The following is a 17447-nucleotide window of genomic DNA, read 5'->3' as shown; positions in this document are numbered from 1 at the left end:
AATCGCTTTTCCTTATGCTGAAATTTCGATGCGCTTGCCGGTCTTGGCGCTTTCGATCGCGCCGAAGACCATGGCGAGGCTTCTGATATTGTCGGAGCTTGCGGTTTCGGGCCGCTTGCCTGTCTTGATCGCCTCGACGAAGCTTGCAATGACGCTGGCATGGCCGTGCGTTTCTTCTTCGTGCGCGGGCTCGGGAACGTTTACGGGCGTAAAGCCGTGCAGGAGGCCGGGATCCTTGCCGGCGACAGCTGCATTGAATACCTCGCCGCCATCCCAGGTCAGCATGCCCTTCGAGCCGACGAGACGCCATTCGCTTTCCCAGCTCGTGCGCTCACCTTCAGCGCACCAGGAGCCGCGATAGGTGAAGACCACGTCGTCGGAAAATTCGAAGGTGGCATTGGCGGATGCGCCGTGCTTGTACCAGGATCCGGTCGGATTGCGTTCGACGCAATAGACGGCAAGCGGCTTCTTGTCAGCGACATAGCGTGCTGCGTCGAAGGTATGGATTGCCATGTCGAGCAGAAGCACATTGTCCATCTCCTCGCGAAAGCCGCCGAAATGCGGGCCGAGGAAGAAGTCGCAATGGATGGCGGTCAGGTCACCGATCGCCCCGCTCTCGACGAAGCGGCGCATGCGGCGGACACCGGAGATGAAGCGGCGGTTCTGGATGATGGCGTGGATCTTGCCGGTCTCGGCGGCGAGATCGATCAGCGCGGCTCCTTCTGCAAGCGAGGTCGCCATCGGCTTTTCGCTGAGAACATGGCAACCTCCCTTCAGCGCCGTCGAGACGACATTGAAACGGGCTGTCGGTATGACGACGTCGAATACGATGTCGGCCTTGGTCCTGGCGATGACGTCGGCAAGATCGCTGCCGATGACAGCGCCCTCAAGACCGAACTCGGCGGCAAGTGCTTCAGCGGCTGCCGGATTGACATCGACGAGGCCCTTGACCTCGATCGCGGCTGCAAGAGCCGGGGTTTCCTTGATGGCGCGCAACCAGCCTTTTGACATGGCTCCGCACCCGCATAGAACGGCATTCAAAATCACGATTTCCTCCGGTGGATCGTTTCCGGTTTTCCTCCCGAAACGCATCCCGTAAACGTTTACGATACTAAGCGGAAACGTTTCTTGGTGTCAATAGTGGTTCAAACAGTGCGAAATGCTGCGGGAAACACCTGCAAACCTAGGGCTTTAGATAAATACGTGCTGCACCGCAGCACGAGAAAAACCTGACTGATTTCGCCCGGGTAAATGGCTTCGGACCTGCGCTTGTCCGGCCCGCCCGTTCCCGATGCGAGCGACCAGAGAGGACATCGCTATGCCGAGTGCCGACAACCACGATCAGCGCAAGGCCCAAGACCAAGAGGCAGAGCGCAAGCATCACGCTGAAGAGAAGTCAGCAGATGACAAGCGGGCGGTTAAGGAGCCTGAGAGCGATAGCCGTGAGCGTCAGGCAGGCAAAATAATTGGCAACGGGTAGGCGCTCGTAAGCGCGGCCTGAGCTCACCATCGATTGATATCGCGCTCTCTGTCTTCAACCGCGTATCGCATCGCCTGCTCTCTACTGCACCCCAGCCTTTGCATGTGGTGGTCGAGGAGCGACTGCCGCTGCCCTTCTGCCATGACCGCAAAGACCGCTCTGAAGCGCCTCTCGCTCTCTGACAGGCCATCCAATGGTATCGTAGCAAGGAGCACCCTCTGGAGCAGCGGCGCAAGCAAACAAAAGGCGAAGAAGCCGATACCTGCGCCAACAACAGCAGCCATCACGTATTGCATTGCGACCCTCCAGCAACCGAGGAGAGTATCGGCAAAGTCTAATTCTGCGACAAGCTGCAACGTCGAAGAGGCTTACCGTCGCCCTAATGGCGAGGTTCGAATCGAGCGGATACACCCACGGAGTGGAGGACGAGGGGTGGTTTCAGTCCCTGGTGCCTCATCACAGAAAGCATGGATCCTTCCGCATCTGCGCAGCAAGGCCGGGGAGCATCGCTTGGCTCTTGCCATAGCCGGACTTCCCTGTGGATCTGTCAGTGATGTAGTTGCGGGCAGCATCGAGGACGCCCCCCACCAGACAGAGGAACTCGAATAGATGACGCCAGCCGTGATTGGGGGGCAACTCGGGCCGCTTGATCTGGACCTCATCGCGCAGCCACTCAGAGATGTTGGGCTGTGAGCGGGGAGGAAAAATGCGGGCGTTGTCCGGTCCGGGCAGACCGAGAACCAACTTTATCAGCCCCTCTTTCAGTAACTCGGGATGGATGGGAACTCGACGTTCACGGCATCGCAAGACCCATGTGCACCACCTTTGTGTACCAAGAGGGATGGCGCAAAGTGCAGCAAGATCAGATCGTTCAACCATTTCAAGGAGAAGGAATGGTGGGCGATGAGAGACTCGAACTCCCGACATCCTCGGTGTAAACGAGGCGCTCTACCAACTGAGCTAATCGCCCTCGCGAAATCGGTCCCGTTTGGTCCGCCGCGTCGGTGGCCGTGATTTATGCGGATCGTGGCGAAACCGCAAGAGCGTTTGTGAAGATTTTTTTATTTTTTCGGAAGTGCTTTGCAGGGCTCGAACCACTAGGGGCCAACCAAGCCGATGCGCGGTGGCAAATACCGCCTGCACTGGAAAGCGATGAGCAGGGCCCTCCGACCACGCTGGAGACTATGCCTCCAGCGAAAAGGCGTCGCTCTCGCCCGGGACGAGCTCAAGGGGCCAGATCGTGTTGCGGGCACCCCTGGGATAATGCTCGGCGTAAGCCGGCATCGTCGCGAGCAAGGTCTCGGCGAGCTCGACGCCGAGATCGCGCAGTGACATGCGGAAGCAGGTTAGCGATGGCTGCAGAAATTTTCCGCGAGGTTCCTCACGAAAGCCGATAACGGCCAGATCTCGACCAGGAACGATGCCCGCCTCGTTCATGCGCCGGTAGAGACCGATCGCCATCAACTCGTAGATCAGAATGATGGCCGTCGGCTTTCTGTCGAGCCGTAGCATCTCATGACCGGCCTGATAGCCGCCCTGCTCGCTCGATTTGACGCGGATTACCAGCGACGGATCATAGGCTATTCCGTGGCGCTCCAGTGATTGGCGATAGGCATCGACGAATATATAGCCGAGGTTGATGTCATTGGATGGCGCCGCGATCGCGATACGGCGATGTCCCTTCGACACGAGACGATCGACAGCGCAGGCTGCAACGCCCTCGAAGTCCAGATCGATCCAGGGGTGGCTTCCGCCGGACGTGCTGCGGCCAAGCGCGACGAAGGGGATCTTGGCCTTCACCAGAAGATCGATGCGCTTGTCGACCCGCTGCGTCGCCGAGATGATCATCGCATCGACGATGCGTCGCGCGACCATTCGCTTGAGGTATTCATGCGGATCCTCGTCGTTTGGGCACGGCAACATCAACAGATCAAGTTTGTGACGGGACAGCACACTCTGCAGGCCGCCAGTAACGCCGAGGAAGAAGTTGTCGCTGTTTTCGACCGTTTCCTTGCTGGACTCGATCATCAGGCCGATGACATTGGTCGTACCCTGTCGGAGGCTCCGGCCGGACTGGTTCGCCACATAACCCAGCTCCTCTGCCGCCGCGAGCACGCGCTTGCGGGTCTCCTCGTTGACGTCGGGCCTGTCGTTCAGCGCACGCGAAACGGTCCCGATCGAAATGTCGAGATGCTTGGCGAGTTGGCGAATTCCCTTCATTTGCGGCAATCTTCCTCCCGGATTGAACGCGTCAGTTCCCTATCTGCCATACAAAAACGTTTCCGGAAAGCGCGATTGCAACCCGCAGCCGTAGCGTCAATTCTTGCTCAGGCAGCGGTCGACAGCGTTACTATCGCTGCCAAAGCGCCGGCGGCGGCTCCGACGGATTTCGCCATGGCGTCTGGCAGTCGCGCGTGTCGTGACGGCGACAGCAGTTGAAGTAATTCCGAAAGGCCGGCGCCAACAATGCAACTGATCGTAATCAGCACCGGAGACTGCGAATAGCCAAGCACAAAGAAGAAGGCCATCGCCGCGAAAGCAAGGCTTCTGTCAAGATTGACGTGAGTGATCGTCCGCGGACGCAGCCTTATGGGAGCGATCGTCACGAAGAGGATGAAGACAAGCAGTAGCCATGCAATTGCTTGGGCAACGACGACGAAGGTCAGCCTGCTGGCAATTTGGTCGGACACGTCGGACATCCTGTCATCGCCGGTTTGCAAGAAAGTGCAAACTACAACTATGCGAAGAAAGTGAAAGCCTCAAGAATACCGTGCATCTGCAAAACCCTCGGCATCTCTTGAAGAGCACCGTCCTTTCGTGAAAGGCAGTCATCAACATCCATCGCCAGCAAATATTCAGCGAGGTGTCATTCAGATGACTGCACGCTCGTTCTCAGGCCAGTAGACGTCCGTCATCTGTAGAGGAATTGCTCCGAATCGGAGAGTGCGGGAAAGCCGTGGGCGGAACGGACGTATCGCGTTCGCACCTTGCAAACACTTGCAAAGGCTGACGAGCTAGTAGGCGTTGTGGCGGCCAATCACAGTGCCCATCGTCATGAAGACTATTTTCAAATCGAGCCACAGTGACCAGTTATTGATGTACCAGATGTCGTGACGAACGCGGTCAGCCATGCGATCCACGGTCGGAGTTTCGCCTCGGCACCCGTTGATCTGGGCCCAGCCTGTCAGGCCCGGCTTGACGTGACGGCGGGACGCGTATTGGGCAATAAGCGATCCGTAAAGGTCATCGTGCGCTAACGCATGCGGACGCGGGCCAACCACCGACATGTCACCTCGAAGTACGTTCCAGAATTGAGGGAGTTCATCCAGACTCGTCGATCGAATGAAGCCGCCAACTCGGGTGACGCGAGGATCATTGCGTGTCGCCTGGCGCACGTCAGCGGCATTTTCCATGACAGACATGCTACGAAACTTGAGGATACGAAAAGTCCGGCCGTTGTATCCTTTTCGAGACTGCACGAAGAAAATCGGTCCCGGACTGTCGAGCTTGATGGCGACGGCAACCGCAGCGCAGATCGGGAACATGACCACCAGCGCCGCGATCGAGAAGGCGATATCGAACGCTCTCTTCAGCCCGCGTTCGTAAAGCTCGAGCGGTGGGCGGTGGGTCTGAAATACGCGCCGTTCTCCGACAGTCTGCGCGAAGCCCTCGACGACATCACCGACCACTCCGCCGAACATGACGTTTACCGGCACACAGAACTGGCGCAGGGTGTTCAGACACTCCTCGAGTGCCCGCAAATTGCCGTAGTCGCTCCAGGCAACCAAGACCTCGTCGACTTCGCCTATGCCGCTCTTCACATAAGCGTCGCTCGTGGAAGCCAGCGAATGATCACCTTCGGAAATTCGCATCGTGTGCTCTACGGAGAGACCGCTGAGGGCGGCACGTTCAACGACCGGTTCCGTCGACATCGTGCCTGGGCAAACAAGCAGGACCCGGCGGGTGCGGAACGCGGCACGCGCGATCGCCATGCTAAGGTGGCGATACCAGAGCAAGCGCAAAGCCACCAGTCCGCCCAAAGAGAGGGCCGCACTTGTGACGATTGAACCCAGCGATATCGCCATGTCGATCTTGAGGAACAGGATGACCGCGAGAAGGAAGAATAGTGCGGCCGGGAGAAACGCGACGATCAGTAACAACTGGCGGCGGAAGGAGAACATCTCGCTCGATCGATAGGCGTGGACGCTGAACATTGCCAGTACGAAAACCGTTGCCACAAGCAAACCGATCCCGATGTAGCGCAACGGGTCAGCCAGGGTGCCGTAGGTCATCTGCTCATAGAACAAATGCCCTGCGGCGCTTGCCGCAAGGAGGACGACAAAATCGAACGCCGCTGCGATGCAGGTAATCGCTATGCTGTGGAAGCCGAACCATTTCCGGTCGCTCTTGACGGAAAGATGCGGGCCCCAGTTCTGTTCGACTGGAATGGTCATGAAGCACACCCTCAACCCTGCCGTATAGTTAGCATGGGTTAAACGTGTCCAACAATTATCCTCAGATACGCCTTATTGCGTAACGTTAAGACAATTCCTGAATATATATCGAAACACGGAAAGTATAGTGTCGTAATACGCAGCGCAGATTGTATTTTTCGAATGGGTTTCTATTAATTTGTATTTGTGCCAGTCGGTCAATCCAGATCTGTTGTTTTCAATCGGCTCACTTTCGCCTGTGGTTATGTGAGATTGGCTTTAGGTGCGCCTAATTCGTCGCCGACCTGCGCCATGTTTGCCGAGCGGAAGCCAAGTCGTTGGTGCCGGGCAACCCGCCGGCCCCGCCTATCTCGGCACGTCCAGCTTGTTGACAGCGAACTGATAGTTGCTACCGGTGCCCGCGCGGGTGACCACCAGCTTGCGTGTCCTTGTTGTGATACGCGCAAAATTCCCGTCCGTCGTAATTGACCGTGCGATCGAAATCTTGGCGGAGTCTATTCCTGGGAATTTTTCCGGGCATGCCTTGCCACCGATGCCATACATGCGCGTGCCGCCTTTTTCGTAGCGCTGCAAAATGGGCCGGCCGCCTGGGTCGGCAAGAACCTTGCAGCCTGGCGCGTTTGGTACCGGGATCATCCGATACCAGGGGCTGTCGCCGAAAGCGCTGGGCACGGATAATGACAGCAGGGCGGAGGCGACAAGAGATAGTCTCAGCATGGTCCGGCTCCTTCGTTGTCAACCCTGCAAAGCTATATTAGCAATCGCTGAGCGACAAGATTCATCCGGGTTTCGGAAGAGATCCTGGGGGCTTGCAGGTGTCCCTACCCTTTCACGGCGCCGGCGGTCATTGAGCCGGAAATCTGCCTGTACATCACGAGACCGAGCACCGCAGGCGGCAGCGCGCCGAGCATCATGACGGCCGATGCGGTTCCCCACTGCACCCCACCCCCGCTGGCGGCAAAGAAGAAGGAGGCGCCGACGGTCATCGGAACGGCCTGGCTGGTCGTCAGCATGAGGCCAAACAGGAACTCGTTCCAGGCGGTGATGAAGCCGAAGATGAAGGTGGTCACCAATGCCGGCCTGACGACGGGCCGGATGATCATCAGCATCACTTGCCAGGAGCTGGCACCATCCACCTTCGCTGCTTCGTCAAGTTCCAGTGGCACGTCGGAAATGGCATTGACCATGATGACGAGCGCAAGTGGCGTATTGACAATCGTCAAGATCAGGCCCAGCCCAAGCCGCGTATCCAGGAGGCCAAGCCATTGATACATCATATAAAGCGGGATCGCGAAAATGATCAGTGGCACGGCCCGCAGGTTGATGATGACAGGCAACAGGGTGCGTTTGCCCGCCTCGCTTCGAGCAATGGCATAGGCCGCCGGGAAGGCCAGAAGGATCGCAAGGCTCGTTCCGATGAGCGAGGCAATCGTACTGTTGAAAAGATACGAGTAGATATTGAACCGATCCGTGTGTGTCAGAACCCGAAGGTAGTTCTCAAGTGTCGGCTGGCTTATCCAGAGACCGGGATTGATTGACAGTTCACTCGCGCTCTTCAACGAGGTGACGAGTGTAACGATGACCGGAAAGTTCATTGCGAGCGTAGCAATTGCAAAGACGAGCCAACGAGCAGTGTTCAGCATCGCTATGTCCTCCTGCGACCGGCAAGCCAGTTGAGAGCATAGAGCACCGCAAGCGAGGCGACGAACAGCATGACGGATGCCGCAACCGCCTTGCCGATGGCGCCCTCCTTGAAAAACGCCTGGTAGATGTAGATCGAAAGCGATGTCGTTGACCCCCCGGCGCCACTGCCGGTCAGCGCATAAACGTTGTCGAATACGCGAAAGCCATCGATGAAGCGGATGAAGAAGGCGATGACGAGTGTGGGAAGCATCAGCGGCAGTTCGATCCACCACAGGATCTTGAACCAGGGGGCGCCGTCGAGCGCGGCCGCTTCCCGCACATCGAGCGGTATCGCAACGTAGGCCATATGAAAGAGCAGAAAGGCAAACGGCGTCCACTGCAGCGTTTCGACGACGATCAGCGTGCGAAAGGCATTATTGATGTCGAGGAAGGCCGGGCTGTCACCGAACCACAGGAAAAGATAATAGGGCACCGGCCCGGCAAACTCATGCAGCACAAGCCGATACATCAGGCCGATCATGGCGGGAGCCACCATCAATGGCAGCATCAACGGCGCCATCAGAAACGATCGCTTCGCAAGCAGTGGCGCAAGGAAGATCGCAAGGAACAGGCCGATCAGGCATTCGGCAAGCGCGGTCAGGATGCCGAAGCGCATCGAGAAAAATACAGCCTGCCAGAACTCTCGGTCTACCAGCACAGATGCGTAGTTGCTAAGCCCGCTGAGGCTTGGACTGCGCAGGTTCTCGAAGCTGACGGTAGAGACCGAGTAGATGAGGTTGACGAGCGCAGGAAAGCCCAAAAAGAGAAGCAGGAACGCCACAAGCGGTGCGAGATAAGCTCTGCCTTCGGCACGTTTTACAATAGCCATTATGGTCCGCCGGGTGTGCCGGCGCCAGGTGAAACCTGACGCCGGGCTCGTCCTACTTCTTCAGGAGATCCTGCATGCCCGTCTTCACATGGGCAAGCGCGTCGTCGAGGCCCTGTTGGCCCGCCCAGTAGCCCGTGAATTCCTTTGCCTGAAGTTCATAGACCGACAAGGCATTGGCGGAGGTGGCGCCGTTCATCACATAGCCATACTTGCTCGCGAACTCGCCGAGTTTGACGAGATCAGGACGCTCGCTGGCGACCTTGGCGACGACGTCGGGCGAAAGGGCCGGAGAACCACCGCTTTTGGCATAGAGAAGTGCGGCATCCTCGCTTGCCAGCCATTTCAGGAACTTGGTCGCACCTTCCTTGTTCTTGGCATTCTTGTTAAGGCCAAGCCCGAGGCCGTGGATGTGATCCGCGCGGCCGTCGGGGCCAGCGGGCGGCGCGACGATGCCGGTCACTCCGGCAACGGCCGGCGACTTTTCAGCGTTGGTCAGATCGGCCGCTGCTGCATTCCATTGCAGCGCAGTTGCAGCCTGGCCCGAGCCATAGGCGGCATTGGTCTCGGCGTACTCGTAGCTCAGCGAATCCTTCGGGGAAGCGCCTGCATCATAGAGCTTCTTGTAGAGCTCGAGGCCGGTTTTGTACGCATCGGAATCGACCGTGATCTTGCCGTCCTTGTCCATCCAGTTGCCGCCGTAGGAGCGTGGCAGGGATTGGAAGACCATCATGTTGAAAAGCAGGTTCTTCATCTGCAGGACAGTGCCGTAGCGCACGGGACTTGCCGAATTCGCCTGCTTGCTGAAATAGAGCGCGGTTGCTGCCCAATCGTCCCAGGTCCAGCTGTCGGGATCCTTCGGCTGGAGTTCCTTGCCGAGGTACTTCTCAGCGATTTCCCCGTAGGTCTTCTTGGCCGCCTCGTCCTTCATCAGGGCGTCGATGAGATCCTTGCGATAGTACATGAAGTGCAGGGAGAGGTCTGTCGGCACGCCATACTGCTTGCCATCGAACTGCATCGTCTTGAGGACAGATTCACCAAACACCTTTGCGGCGTCCGAACCCAGTTCGACAGGCTCCATGTAAGGCGCGTAACGGCCGATCGAATAAGTGGCAACCAGATTGACGTCGAAAGCATCGGAGCCGGCGGCCATGTCGGCCTGCAGCTTGTCAAAGAAGCCATCGCGGTTGAAGAACAGCAACTGCACCTTGTCGGCGTCGCTGATGCCGGCCTTAGCATTGTAGGCTTCGACCGTAGCTCTGAGCGCGGTTTCCTCCGAGCCACCGGGCCAGCCGAGCACCGTTACAGTCGCGTTTGCAATACCCGGCAGTGCCACGCTCGCAAGGAGCGCAGCCAGTGCCGGAAGAGACCTTGTTATGGATTTCATCGTCGTTCCCTTTCTTTTATCGGGTTTCATGCCATTCGCTCGCCGCTACTTGCCCTCACCAGCAAGATCTGCAGCGCCAATGATACCGGCGCGGCGGCCGAGCTTTGCAGCCACCAGACGCGGAGTGAACCGAGGCGACATGCCAGACAGCTGGCTGCGCATCAGGTCGAGATAGCCTTCCGCCAGGCCGATGCCGCCGCCGATCACGATCACATCGGGATCGAACATCAGCTGGATATCCCGGCAGAGCGTCGCGGCGCGATTGGCCGAAAGGGACATGATATCGGCTGCCCACGTTTCACCGTTGCGCGCGCGCTCAAAAACCTCGACGGCGTCGATCGGGTGGCCGGTCTTCAGGGCCTCGCTCGCAATCCATCTGCCGGACGTCTGATCTTCAAATGGAGCCTGCCCCTGCGATGGTGACCGGATCAGGCCAAAGTGGCCGGCAAGCCCCGACAGCGGCTTGCCGTTGACGACAATCCCTCCTCCGATACCGGTCGAGATCGTCAAAAAGACCAGATCATCACCTGATCCCGCCCCGAACCTGTACTCGCCCCAGGCTGCAGCCTGCGCATCATTGACGGCAAAAGCGGGCTTGCCAAACAGTGCAGCGACGCGATCGACCAGAGGGTAGCGATCAGGAATGGAAAGCGTTGCCGGATTGAGCGCCGACCAGCGGCCGCCTTCAATGAAGCCGGTCACTGCAATCCCGATCCGTTCGTATCGGTTCCGCCAATTTGCGGTACTCTCGGCCACCTTTGAGAGCCAGGCGTCCGGTCCAGCGTCGCGCGCGGTCGGAACGACGATCTCTTCCAGAACTGTACTGCCGCTGACGAGTGCTGCCATCGTCTTGGTGCCGCCAATGTCGATGGAGAGGACGGTTTCGCGGTTTGCGTTATTATAGGCCTTGGCGATCGCCTCATTGAACCATGAGGTCACATGCTCGGTGCGGGTAATGGCAGAACCAACGACGACCGCAAACGCCCCCGCTTGCGCGGCCGCCAGAGCCTGCTCCGGAGAACGGATGCGACCTTCGGCGATGACATAGGGCGTGAGCTGTCGCATCGCCGCGATGAGCTCAATGTCCGGGTCCACGGGTTCCGGTCCGCCAACATATCCTGAGAGTGTAGTGCCAACGAAATCGACGCCTGCGGCAAGGGCCCGCCTGGCGTCGTCGAGACAGGAGCAGTCCGCCATCGTCAGCTTGCCCCTCGCCTTGACGATGCGGACCAGTTCCTCCACCGAAGCCGGGCGAGGCCGATCCGTCGCGTCAAAGGCGATGACGTCGGCACCAGCATCGGCAAGCGCCTCGGCGTCGGAGACGAAAGGTGTAATGCGGACCGGACTGTCTGGAAGATCCCTCTTGACGATGCCGACAATCGGAGCGGAAACGACGGGACGAACAGCTTTCACATAGGCAACCGACTCGATCCTCAATGCCTTGGCACCGGCGTTCAGTGCCGCTTTCGCAAAGCCAGCGACGAAATCGGCACGATCCATCGGCCCGCCGGGAACCGGCTGGCAGGATACGATAAGGCTATTCCTGATGTCTTCCCGTTGCACTCGTGACACTCCATTTCGGTATCACGATAAAAGGAAAATACCAGATTACAACCAGTTTGTATCTGGTCTTATCGCTGAAGCTCGAAGACGAAGTCGTAGACGTCACCTTTGTAGCGTGTCTCGCAGTATTCCACGATCTGCTCGTCAGGCAGGAAGCACCGTCTTTCGGTCATCAGGAGTGGTGCACCCACCTCGCAATGAAGATGGCGCGCGTCTTCGCTGGTTGCTGCTCTCGAACGCATGCGCTGGATTGCCCGTTGCGGCATGAAGCCACGCGCCTCAAGCGCTTCGTATAGTGAATCCCGGACCAGATCGGGCGAGGGAAGAAAGCGCGTCGGCACGGTTGACGTTTCGACCGCTATAGGTGCGCCATCCGCTGTGCGGACGCGTTTCATGCGGATCACATTTGCATTGGCTGACAGCCCGAGCGCCATCATCTCCGTTGGCGAAGGTCGGCTTATGTGCTTGGAAATCCACACACATCCCGCCACCATGCCGCGAGCGCGAATATCTTCCGAAAAACTCGTCAAGGTCGACATCGACTTCTCGACGCGCGATCCGACCTCCGTCTTGAAGCCGTGGCGGCGATTGAGAAGACCCTCTTCCTCGAGCAATGCCAGGGCTTTGCGAACCGTCACACGTGAGAGTGACAGGCTCTCGGCAAGTAACCGCTCGCCAGGCAGAACGGCGCCGGCCTTCACGGCATTGGAGCGAATGGCAGCTTCAAGGGCCGATTTGAGCCGCTTGTAAAGCGGTACATCGGGCGCCGTCAGGCTCAGTTCCTTGGCTACAAGTTCGATCAAGCTCATATCAGGCATGCTTGTCCCCGTAACAGATCGATCGCCAAAAAGATTCTTGGAAATCGCCATCTGGAGCTATACTGGTATTATTCCGGTCATGCAATTGCTCTCGAATCATGATGGCGCTGCACCTCTTAAGGTTCTCCGGAAGCCCCGCCTGAGGGTAGAAGGGTGATTGCGACCGGCGCCCGTTGCTGCGGCGGATCGCCCGGCGATTGACCGTCCTGACGCAGTGGCTCGAAAATAGCTTGTCTCTGCCAGTCCGGATACGCGAATGGCGAACGAGGCAGGTGCGCAGAAGCTTACAATGACAGCGCGGCTATGATCTATGCCGTCAGGCGGCGGGCAGAGAGCACCTGTCGGCGCTCCCACCATACAAGCATGAGGCTGGAGGCGACGATGAGGACTGCGCCTGCCACGACATTGACGGTCGGGACTTCCGACCAGATCAGATAACCGTAGAGAAAAGCCCAGACGAGGCCGCTATATTCCATCGGCGCAAGCGTTGATGCCGGGGCATGGCGGAAGCCCTCATAGAGCAGATACTGGCCGGCTGCAGCGACAATGCCGAGACCGATCATCAATGCCCAACCGAAAAGATCCGGCGTCTTCCACAGCCATGGCAGCATCGCGCCGCAGGCGACAACGAACAGGAAGCTTGTTGCCATCATCTGGTTCAGCGTGCTTTCGGTGCGGCTGACAAGACGAACGAGGACGGTGCTCCACGCCCAGCAGAAGCCCGCGAAGATGACCATCCCCGCCGGCACGAGACTTGGCGCTTCTGCCGGATTGGCGGCAAGCAGCACGCCGGCGAACCCGCCGATGCACGCGAGCCAGCGCATTGGCCCGACGTTTTCCTTGAGAATGAGGATCGACAGCGCCACGACCATGATGGGCGCTGAGAAATACATTGTCGTGATCTCGGCGAGACCGAGATGGCGTGCAGCCGTATAATAGGCCATCCATGCCGAAAGCATGAGCCCCGCCCGCAACAGCAGCGATTTCCGGTGCGGGCTCTTGAGTATTGACGGATGGCGCAGCCGGCGGACCATGATGCCGGCGATAACAACAATCATGATGCTGCGCATGAAGAGGATCTGCGGAACGGCGTAGTCCGCCACGAGCCACTTCACGACTGCGTCCTGGATGGCAAAAAGAGAATAACCCGAACATGCGAGCGCAATTCCGACGAGCGGGCTCGGGGCGTGGTCAGGGGATCGTTGGAGCATTGGCCTGCGGCGGGAGTTACGTCTTGTGCGTGACGCCTATCAAGAAGCTCGCCTCGTGACAATCGCAAGAAATCATAATGCAAAGCTGCGTCGGCCTATGCCGTCGTGGCCCTTCCTGGATACACTGACGCGCTGCCTGATGTGGGAAGAACCTCGCATCGGGCCTTGCCTCGCGGGCGCAACTGCGGTGTATCATGCGCCGTCTGACGCAAGGCAGAAGGGTGAGTGTGATGAATGAAGGCAAGTCGGCGCTTTACTTGGCGGCGTCGTGGGCATTATGGCCCGCGCTTTTTGCGGCTGGATTGATCGGGGCGGGTTGGGCTTTTCACACAGAGGCACCGCTGTTGTGGTTCAACGTCGTCTATCTGACGATCGTGGCCGCGATCGCAGGGTTCGAGCGGCTGATGCCTTATGAACAGGAATGGCTGAAGCATGATGGCGAAACATTCAACGACATCGCACATACGCTCCTGACAAAGGGGGGCGTGCAGCTTGCCGCGGCGATCGGCGCGTCCGCCCCGATGGCGATTGCCACCGTGGTACAGCCGGCGGTCACGTCGCCAACATCAATATGGCCGGATCACTGGCCTGTCGCCTTTCAGGTCGTGCTCGGACTGATCATCGCTGAGTTCGGCCTCTACGTTGCGCACCGCGCCGCGCACGAGTTTCTTTCGCTGTGGCGGTTTCATGCCCTGCATCACAGCGTCGAGCGCCTCTGGGTCGTCAATACCGGCCGCTTTCACGTTGTCGATTCGCTCTTCAAGATCGCGCTTAGCCAGATCCCACTCTATCTCTTGGGCGCGCCCTTGCCGGTCTTTCTCTGGACCAGTGCCGTAACAGCCTTCATCGGCCTTCTCACCCACTGCAACATCGATGTCAGGACAGGTCCGCTCGACTGGATTTTCAGCACACCCCGATTGCATAGATGGCATCACTCCAGGGTGTTGGCCGAGGGCAACACCAACTACGGCGAAAATCTCGTACTGTGGGATCAGATATTCCGTACTTATTTCAATCCTGCGCGCAGACCGCCTGTGGAGATCGGCATCAGCGGACGGGTTGCCGAGGGTTTCCTGGCGCAACTCGTGCAGCCCTTTTCCTCCAAAGGGTTCAGGCAGATCCTGGGGCGGAAACCACCATCGCTCAAGGGTTATCCTGCGAGTGGCGCGTCTCGGCAGGCGCGTTACGATCCGCACGCTAGTCCCGAGCTCGAGTAGACTTGTCATTTCGCGTGTGACTGTCAGTTGCCAATGATCGGGCGCACAGGGCTCAATGCGGCTTTAAGCGCTGCCCGATGGCTTTGACTCCGAACAGATCGAATGGCCTCTCCCGTGGCGACCCCGACCCTGAACAAGGCTCGACGTACGAAGCCGTTGCGCGCATTGAAGTCGCGCAGTCGACTGGTCGTCTGCACCGCAAAGAGGAATGGATTTCCCTTTGTGTCTCCACCAATATGCATTGCTCTGGCGCGCGGCTCATACAGGACCGTCAATCCTTGCATGCGTATGCGGCGCATGTAGTCGACCTCCTCGCTGTAGAGGAAAAAGCGTTCGTCCCAGTCGCCGACTAGTTGTCTTGCTTTCGAAGAAACCATCAAAATGGCACCGGTTGCCCAATCGACCGGCCCAGCAACCTCGTAACTCCTGGAATCCGCGACAACTTCTCCGATTCCGAGCCTGCTTGATATACGGCCTCCAAGTAGTGCTTCGCTCCAGGCTGTTAGTATCGATGGTTCCCGTCGCAACGACAGGGAAAGACTTCCGTCCTGATTCAGGATCCGCGAAACGACGACACCGACTTTTGGATCTTGCAGCCCCTTTGACATGATGGCTGCTGTCCCATGTGCAAGCTGCAGATCCGGATTGAGAATGAGGATATCCCATTCGGGCGGTACGATTGCAGCGCCAGCATTGATACCGGCGGAGTAGCCGCCGTTCCTGCCGGTTTCGATAACGCGCGGGCCGATCGGATGCGCTTTGGCTATGGCAACGGAATCGTCGCGCGAATTGTTATCAACAACGATGACTTCGAAACGGGCAATTCCGCTTAAGCCGGCGTCCAGAGAGGAGAGAAGATTAGAAAGCACGCCTGCGCTATTGTAGGTCACAGTGATTATGGCAAGCGGTCTCTGTGTAGCCGCATCGTCTTGCCATGTCCGGCGGCTATTGGCGTGACCGTTTAATACCGAGGCGCCCATGTTGCTTTTTACTCCGGTCATCGGGAACTGTAACAACAACAAATATAACCAGAAGCTTGCTTTACGTCTATTAATGCCTGAATACGTCTATTTCGGTAATGCATTCAAAATGTACTCTCGACGATTAAAATGAGATAGCTGTAATTCTAGTGAACGCACCGGATGGGCGATTGCGAACTTGTCATTATAAAGATGATAATGTTAGTATAATACAAAGAAAGCCAAGTATAGACCGCGTAAGGAATGACAAAGGCTCTTGGAACCCGGTGAGCTGGTCCTGAGCCCAAGGGCGTGAATGCGTCGCGACACTAATAGGTAAAATCGTTTGCGAGTAACAATCAATGACCGGAAACGCCGATCTTAAAGAGCCGCCAAAGTCTCGCCGTCACGCTCAGTTGGATCCAATTTGCTGCAAAGTGCTTTTGACTAAAGCTAAGGGTGGCTTTGGGAATCGCATGCTGTCCGCGGTTACTGGCATAGTGCTGGCTGAGTTGGGTGGACGCGTTCCAGTAATTGATTGGCGCGATGGCATGTATGGTCCTGCCGGGGTGAACGTTTATCCCCTGCTTTTCAATGATCCAGTCGGAATTGACCCAGGGCGTTTTGACGATGAATGTGACGTGGCGCCGGCACTATGGTCTGGCCAGCTATCTAGCCATCCTGTTGATATTGTGAGAGAAAGGTTTCCTCGCAGCCATAGCAATCCATTCATCTACCGAAAACTGTCTATTGACCTTGCTGGTCTGGATCCGCCGCAGTCTGTAGGCGTGTTTTGGTCATATCTTCCAAAGCTGTCACGTCTTCGCCGACGGATGAGGCACGATCTGCGTTTCGCAGGTCGGCCGCACAACGATATTATGCACGAAAAGCTGAAGCATCATTTCAGCCCAGTAGGGCCTGTGCTGGAAGCGGTTGAAGGGCTCTTTGCCAATCGCGCCTGCCCGGTGATCGGGGTGCATATTCGCTTTACAGATCGCAAAGTATCCGTTCCACGTATCGAGCGCGAGGTGCGACGGATACGGGAACGCATTCCAGACTCTGATATTTTCCTAGCTACCGACAATGCCGAAGTACAAGCAAGGGTAATGGCAGCTTTCCACCGGGTATTTGTAGTCGACAAATCTTTGGCAGTTGATGGTCGTCCTCTGCATGTGGCGGCAGACAGTTTCGATGATCCGCTGCGGGAAGCTCGCAATGCCCTGATTGACATGTGGGCCCTCTCCCGATGCGATTGGTTGGTGCATTCGAGTCAGTCTACCTTCTCAGTGACCGCCGCACTTATTGGCAGGATACCCGAAACCCGCCAAGTCGACATAGACGGTAGGAACCCCAAGGTGCTACTTAAACGCTGGTTTCAGTCCTTCAGCTGAGCCCCGGCATCATGCCGCGCGATCGGAAATCGGTCCGCAAATAGCAAATGCGCCCGTAGCGGTACCAACATTAGGTGGCTATCAGGTTTTCCGTATCTCTCACTGCGGCGGCCATGTTTAGGAATTTCGATAGTCTGCGTTGTACAACGGGTCCACCGAGCTGCAAGAAAAGCGACTAGTCTGGCTATCTGCAACGCGCGACGGCACGATCGTGTCCCAGCAGATGGTGTAACTGGCGGGAGATAGCAAAGCCGAGTGCCCGCGCGCTTTTCGTTGCGCTGTAGCGGGTGATCGGCTTTGCGGGCGGCCATCAGTGTTTTCCGCTAGGGTCGGGTTGTTCAAGACCAACCTGACGGAAAGACCACCGATGACCAATGACATGATGAACGTGCGCTCCCTCGTTGAGAAGAGCGCGGATGCAGATTTATTGCGTGAGATGATTGGTTTTGCGGCCGAGC

At 57.7% G+C, this 17447-nt stretch carries 16 protein-coding genes and 1 tRNA gene; 2 read left to right on the top strand and 15 right to left on the bottom strand.

Translation table 11 applies throughout. The features are described 5' to 3' along the window. Positions 1-12: 12 nt before the first annotated feature. The 14 genes from RHIBUN_RS0102150 to RHIBUN_RS0102080 all read right to left on the bottom strand — a co-directional run bounded on the left by RHIBUN_RS0102150 (position 13) and on the right by RHIBUN_RS0102080 (position 13422). On the bottom strand, positions 13-1047 hold the full coding sequence (locus tag RHIBUN_RS0102150; protein WP_025658230.1) for a Gfo/Idh/MocA family oxidoreductase: 1035 nt from the start codon (positions 1045-1047) through the stop codon (positions 13-15). Positions 1048-1503: 456 nt separating this feature from the next. Continuing rightward, complete coding sequence (locus RHIBUN_RS0102140) at positions 1504-1776, bottom strand: hypothetical protein (protein ID WP_025658229.1); 273 nt, start codon at positions 1774-1776, stop codon at positions 1504-1506. Positions 1777-1936: 160 nt separating this feature from the next. After that, positions 1937-2224: a hypothetical protein gene (locus RHIBUN_RS0102135; protein ID WP_025658228.1), complete on the bottom strand. Its 288-nt coding sequence runs from the start codon at positions 2222-2224 to the stop codon at positions 1937-1939. 150 nt (positions 2225-2374) lie between these two features. Next, positions 2375-2450, bottom strand: a tRNA-Val gene (locus RHIBUN_RS0102130). Between the two features lie 212 nt (positions 2451-2662). Further along, positions 2663-3700, bottom strand: a complete 1038-nt coding sequence (locus tag RHIBUN_RS0102125) for a LacI family DNA-binding transcriptional regulator (RefSeq protein ID WP_025658227.1) — start codon at positions 3698-3700, stop codon at positions 2663-2665. A 107-nt stretch (positions 3701-3807) separates the two neighbouring features. Further along, a complete protein-coding gene (locus RHIBUN_RS0102120) occupies positions 3808-4179 on the bottom strand; it encodes a hypothetical protein (RefSeq protein WP_025658226.1) in 372 nt (123 codons plus the stop codon). Positions 4180-4494: 315 nt separating this feature from the next. After that, the gene (locus RHIBUN_RS0102115) at positions 4495-5934 is read right to left on the bottom strand and encodes an exopolysaccharide biosynthesis polyprenyl glycosylphosphotransferase (protein WP_025658225.1); all 1440 of its coding nucleotides are present in this window, start codon (positions 5932-5934) and stop codon (positions 4495-4497) included. 345 nt (positions 5935-6279) lie between these two features. Then, positions 6280-6651: a hypothetical protein gene (locus RHIBUN_RS0102110; protein WP_025658224.1), complete on the bottom strand. Its 372-nt coding sequence runs from the start codon at positions 6649-6651 to the stop codon at positions 6280-6282. Positions 6652-6755: 104 nt separating this feature from the next. Beyond that, positions 6756-7577: a carbohydrate ABC transporter permease gene (locus RHIBUN_RS0102105; RefSeq protein WP_025658223.1), complete on the bottom strand. Its 822-nt coding sequence runs from the start codon at positions 7575-7577 to the stop codon at positions 6756-6758. 2 nt (positions 7578-7579) lie between these two features. Further along, the gene (locus RHIBUN_RS0102100) at positions 7580-8446 is read right to left on the bottom strand and encodes a sugar ABC transporter permease (RefSeq protein WP_025658222.1); all 867 of its coding nucleotides are present in this window, start codon (positions 8444-8446) and stop codon (positions 7580-7582) included. 52 nt (positions 8447-8498) lie between these two features. Next, a complete protein-coding gene (locus tag RHIBUN_RS0102095) occupies positions 8499-9830 on the bottom strand; it encodes an extracellular solute-binding protein (protein WP_025658221.1) in 1332 nt (443 codons plus the stop codon). Positions 9831-9875: 45 nt separating this feature from the next. Beyond that, positions 9876-11393, bottom strand: a complete 1518-nt coding sequence (locus RHIBUN_RS0102090; RefSeq protein WP_025658220.1) for a putative N-acetylmannosamine-6-phosphate 2-epimerase — start codon at positions 11391-11393, stop codon at positions 9876-9878. 68 nt (positions 11394-11461) lie between these two features. After that, positions 11462-12211, bottom strand: coding sequence for a GntR family transcriptional regulator (locus RHIBUN_RS0102085; RefSeq protein WP_025658219.1), 750 nt, complete (start codon positions 12209-12211; stop codon positions 11462-11464). A gap of 308 nt (positions 12212-12519) precedes the next feature. Further along, positions 12520-13422, bottom strand: coding sequence for a DMT family transporter (locus RHIBUN_RS0102080; protein WP_025658218.1), 903 nt, complete (start codon positions 13420-13422; stop codon positions 12520-12522). Positions 13423-13652: 230 nt separating this feature from the next. Between RHIBUN_RS0102080 and RHIBUN_RS0102075 the strand changes: the two genes are divergently transcribed. Further along, positions 13653-14639 carry a sterol desaturase family protein gene (locus RHIBUN_RS0102075; RefSeq protein ID WP_025658217.1) on the top strand — a complete coding sequence of 329 codons (987 nt, stop codon included), beginning with the start codon at positions 13653-13655 and terminating at the stop codon, positions 14637-14639. A 23-nt stretch (positions 14640-14662) separates the two neighbouring features. Here the strand turns inward: RHIBUN_RS0102075 and RHIBUN_RS0102070 are convergent, their stop codons facing one another. Continuing rightward, positions 14663-15619 (bottom strand): glycosyltransferase family 2 protein, encoded by a 957-nt coding sequence (locus RHIBUN_RS0102070; RefSeq protein ID WP_025658216.1) that lies wholly within the window; start codon positions 15617-15619, stop codon positions 14663-14665. Positions 15620-15960: 341 nt separating this feature from the next. Between RHIBUN_RS0102070 and RHIBUN_RS35045 the strand changes: the two genes are divergently transcribed. Further along, on the top strand, positions 15961-16989 hold the full coding sequence (locus tag RHIBUN_RS35045; protein WP_084659605.1) for a nodulation protein NodZ: 1029 nt from the start codon (positions 15961-15963) through the stop codon (positions 16987-16989). Positions 16990-17447 lie beyond the last annotated feature (458 nt).

This window comes from Rhizobium sp. IBUN (assembly GCF_000510625.1).
GTDB lineage: Bacteria > Pseudomonadota > Alphaproteobacteria > Rhizobiales > Rhizobiaceae > Rhizobium > Rhizobium altiplani.
Note: the sequence above shows the minus strand (reverse complement) of the source record. Positions and strands in the feature narration are given on the sequence as shown.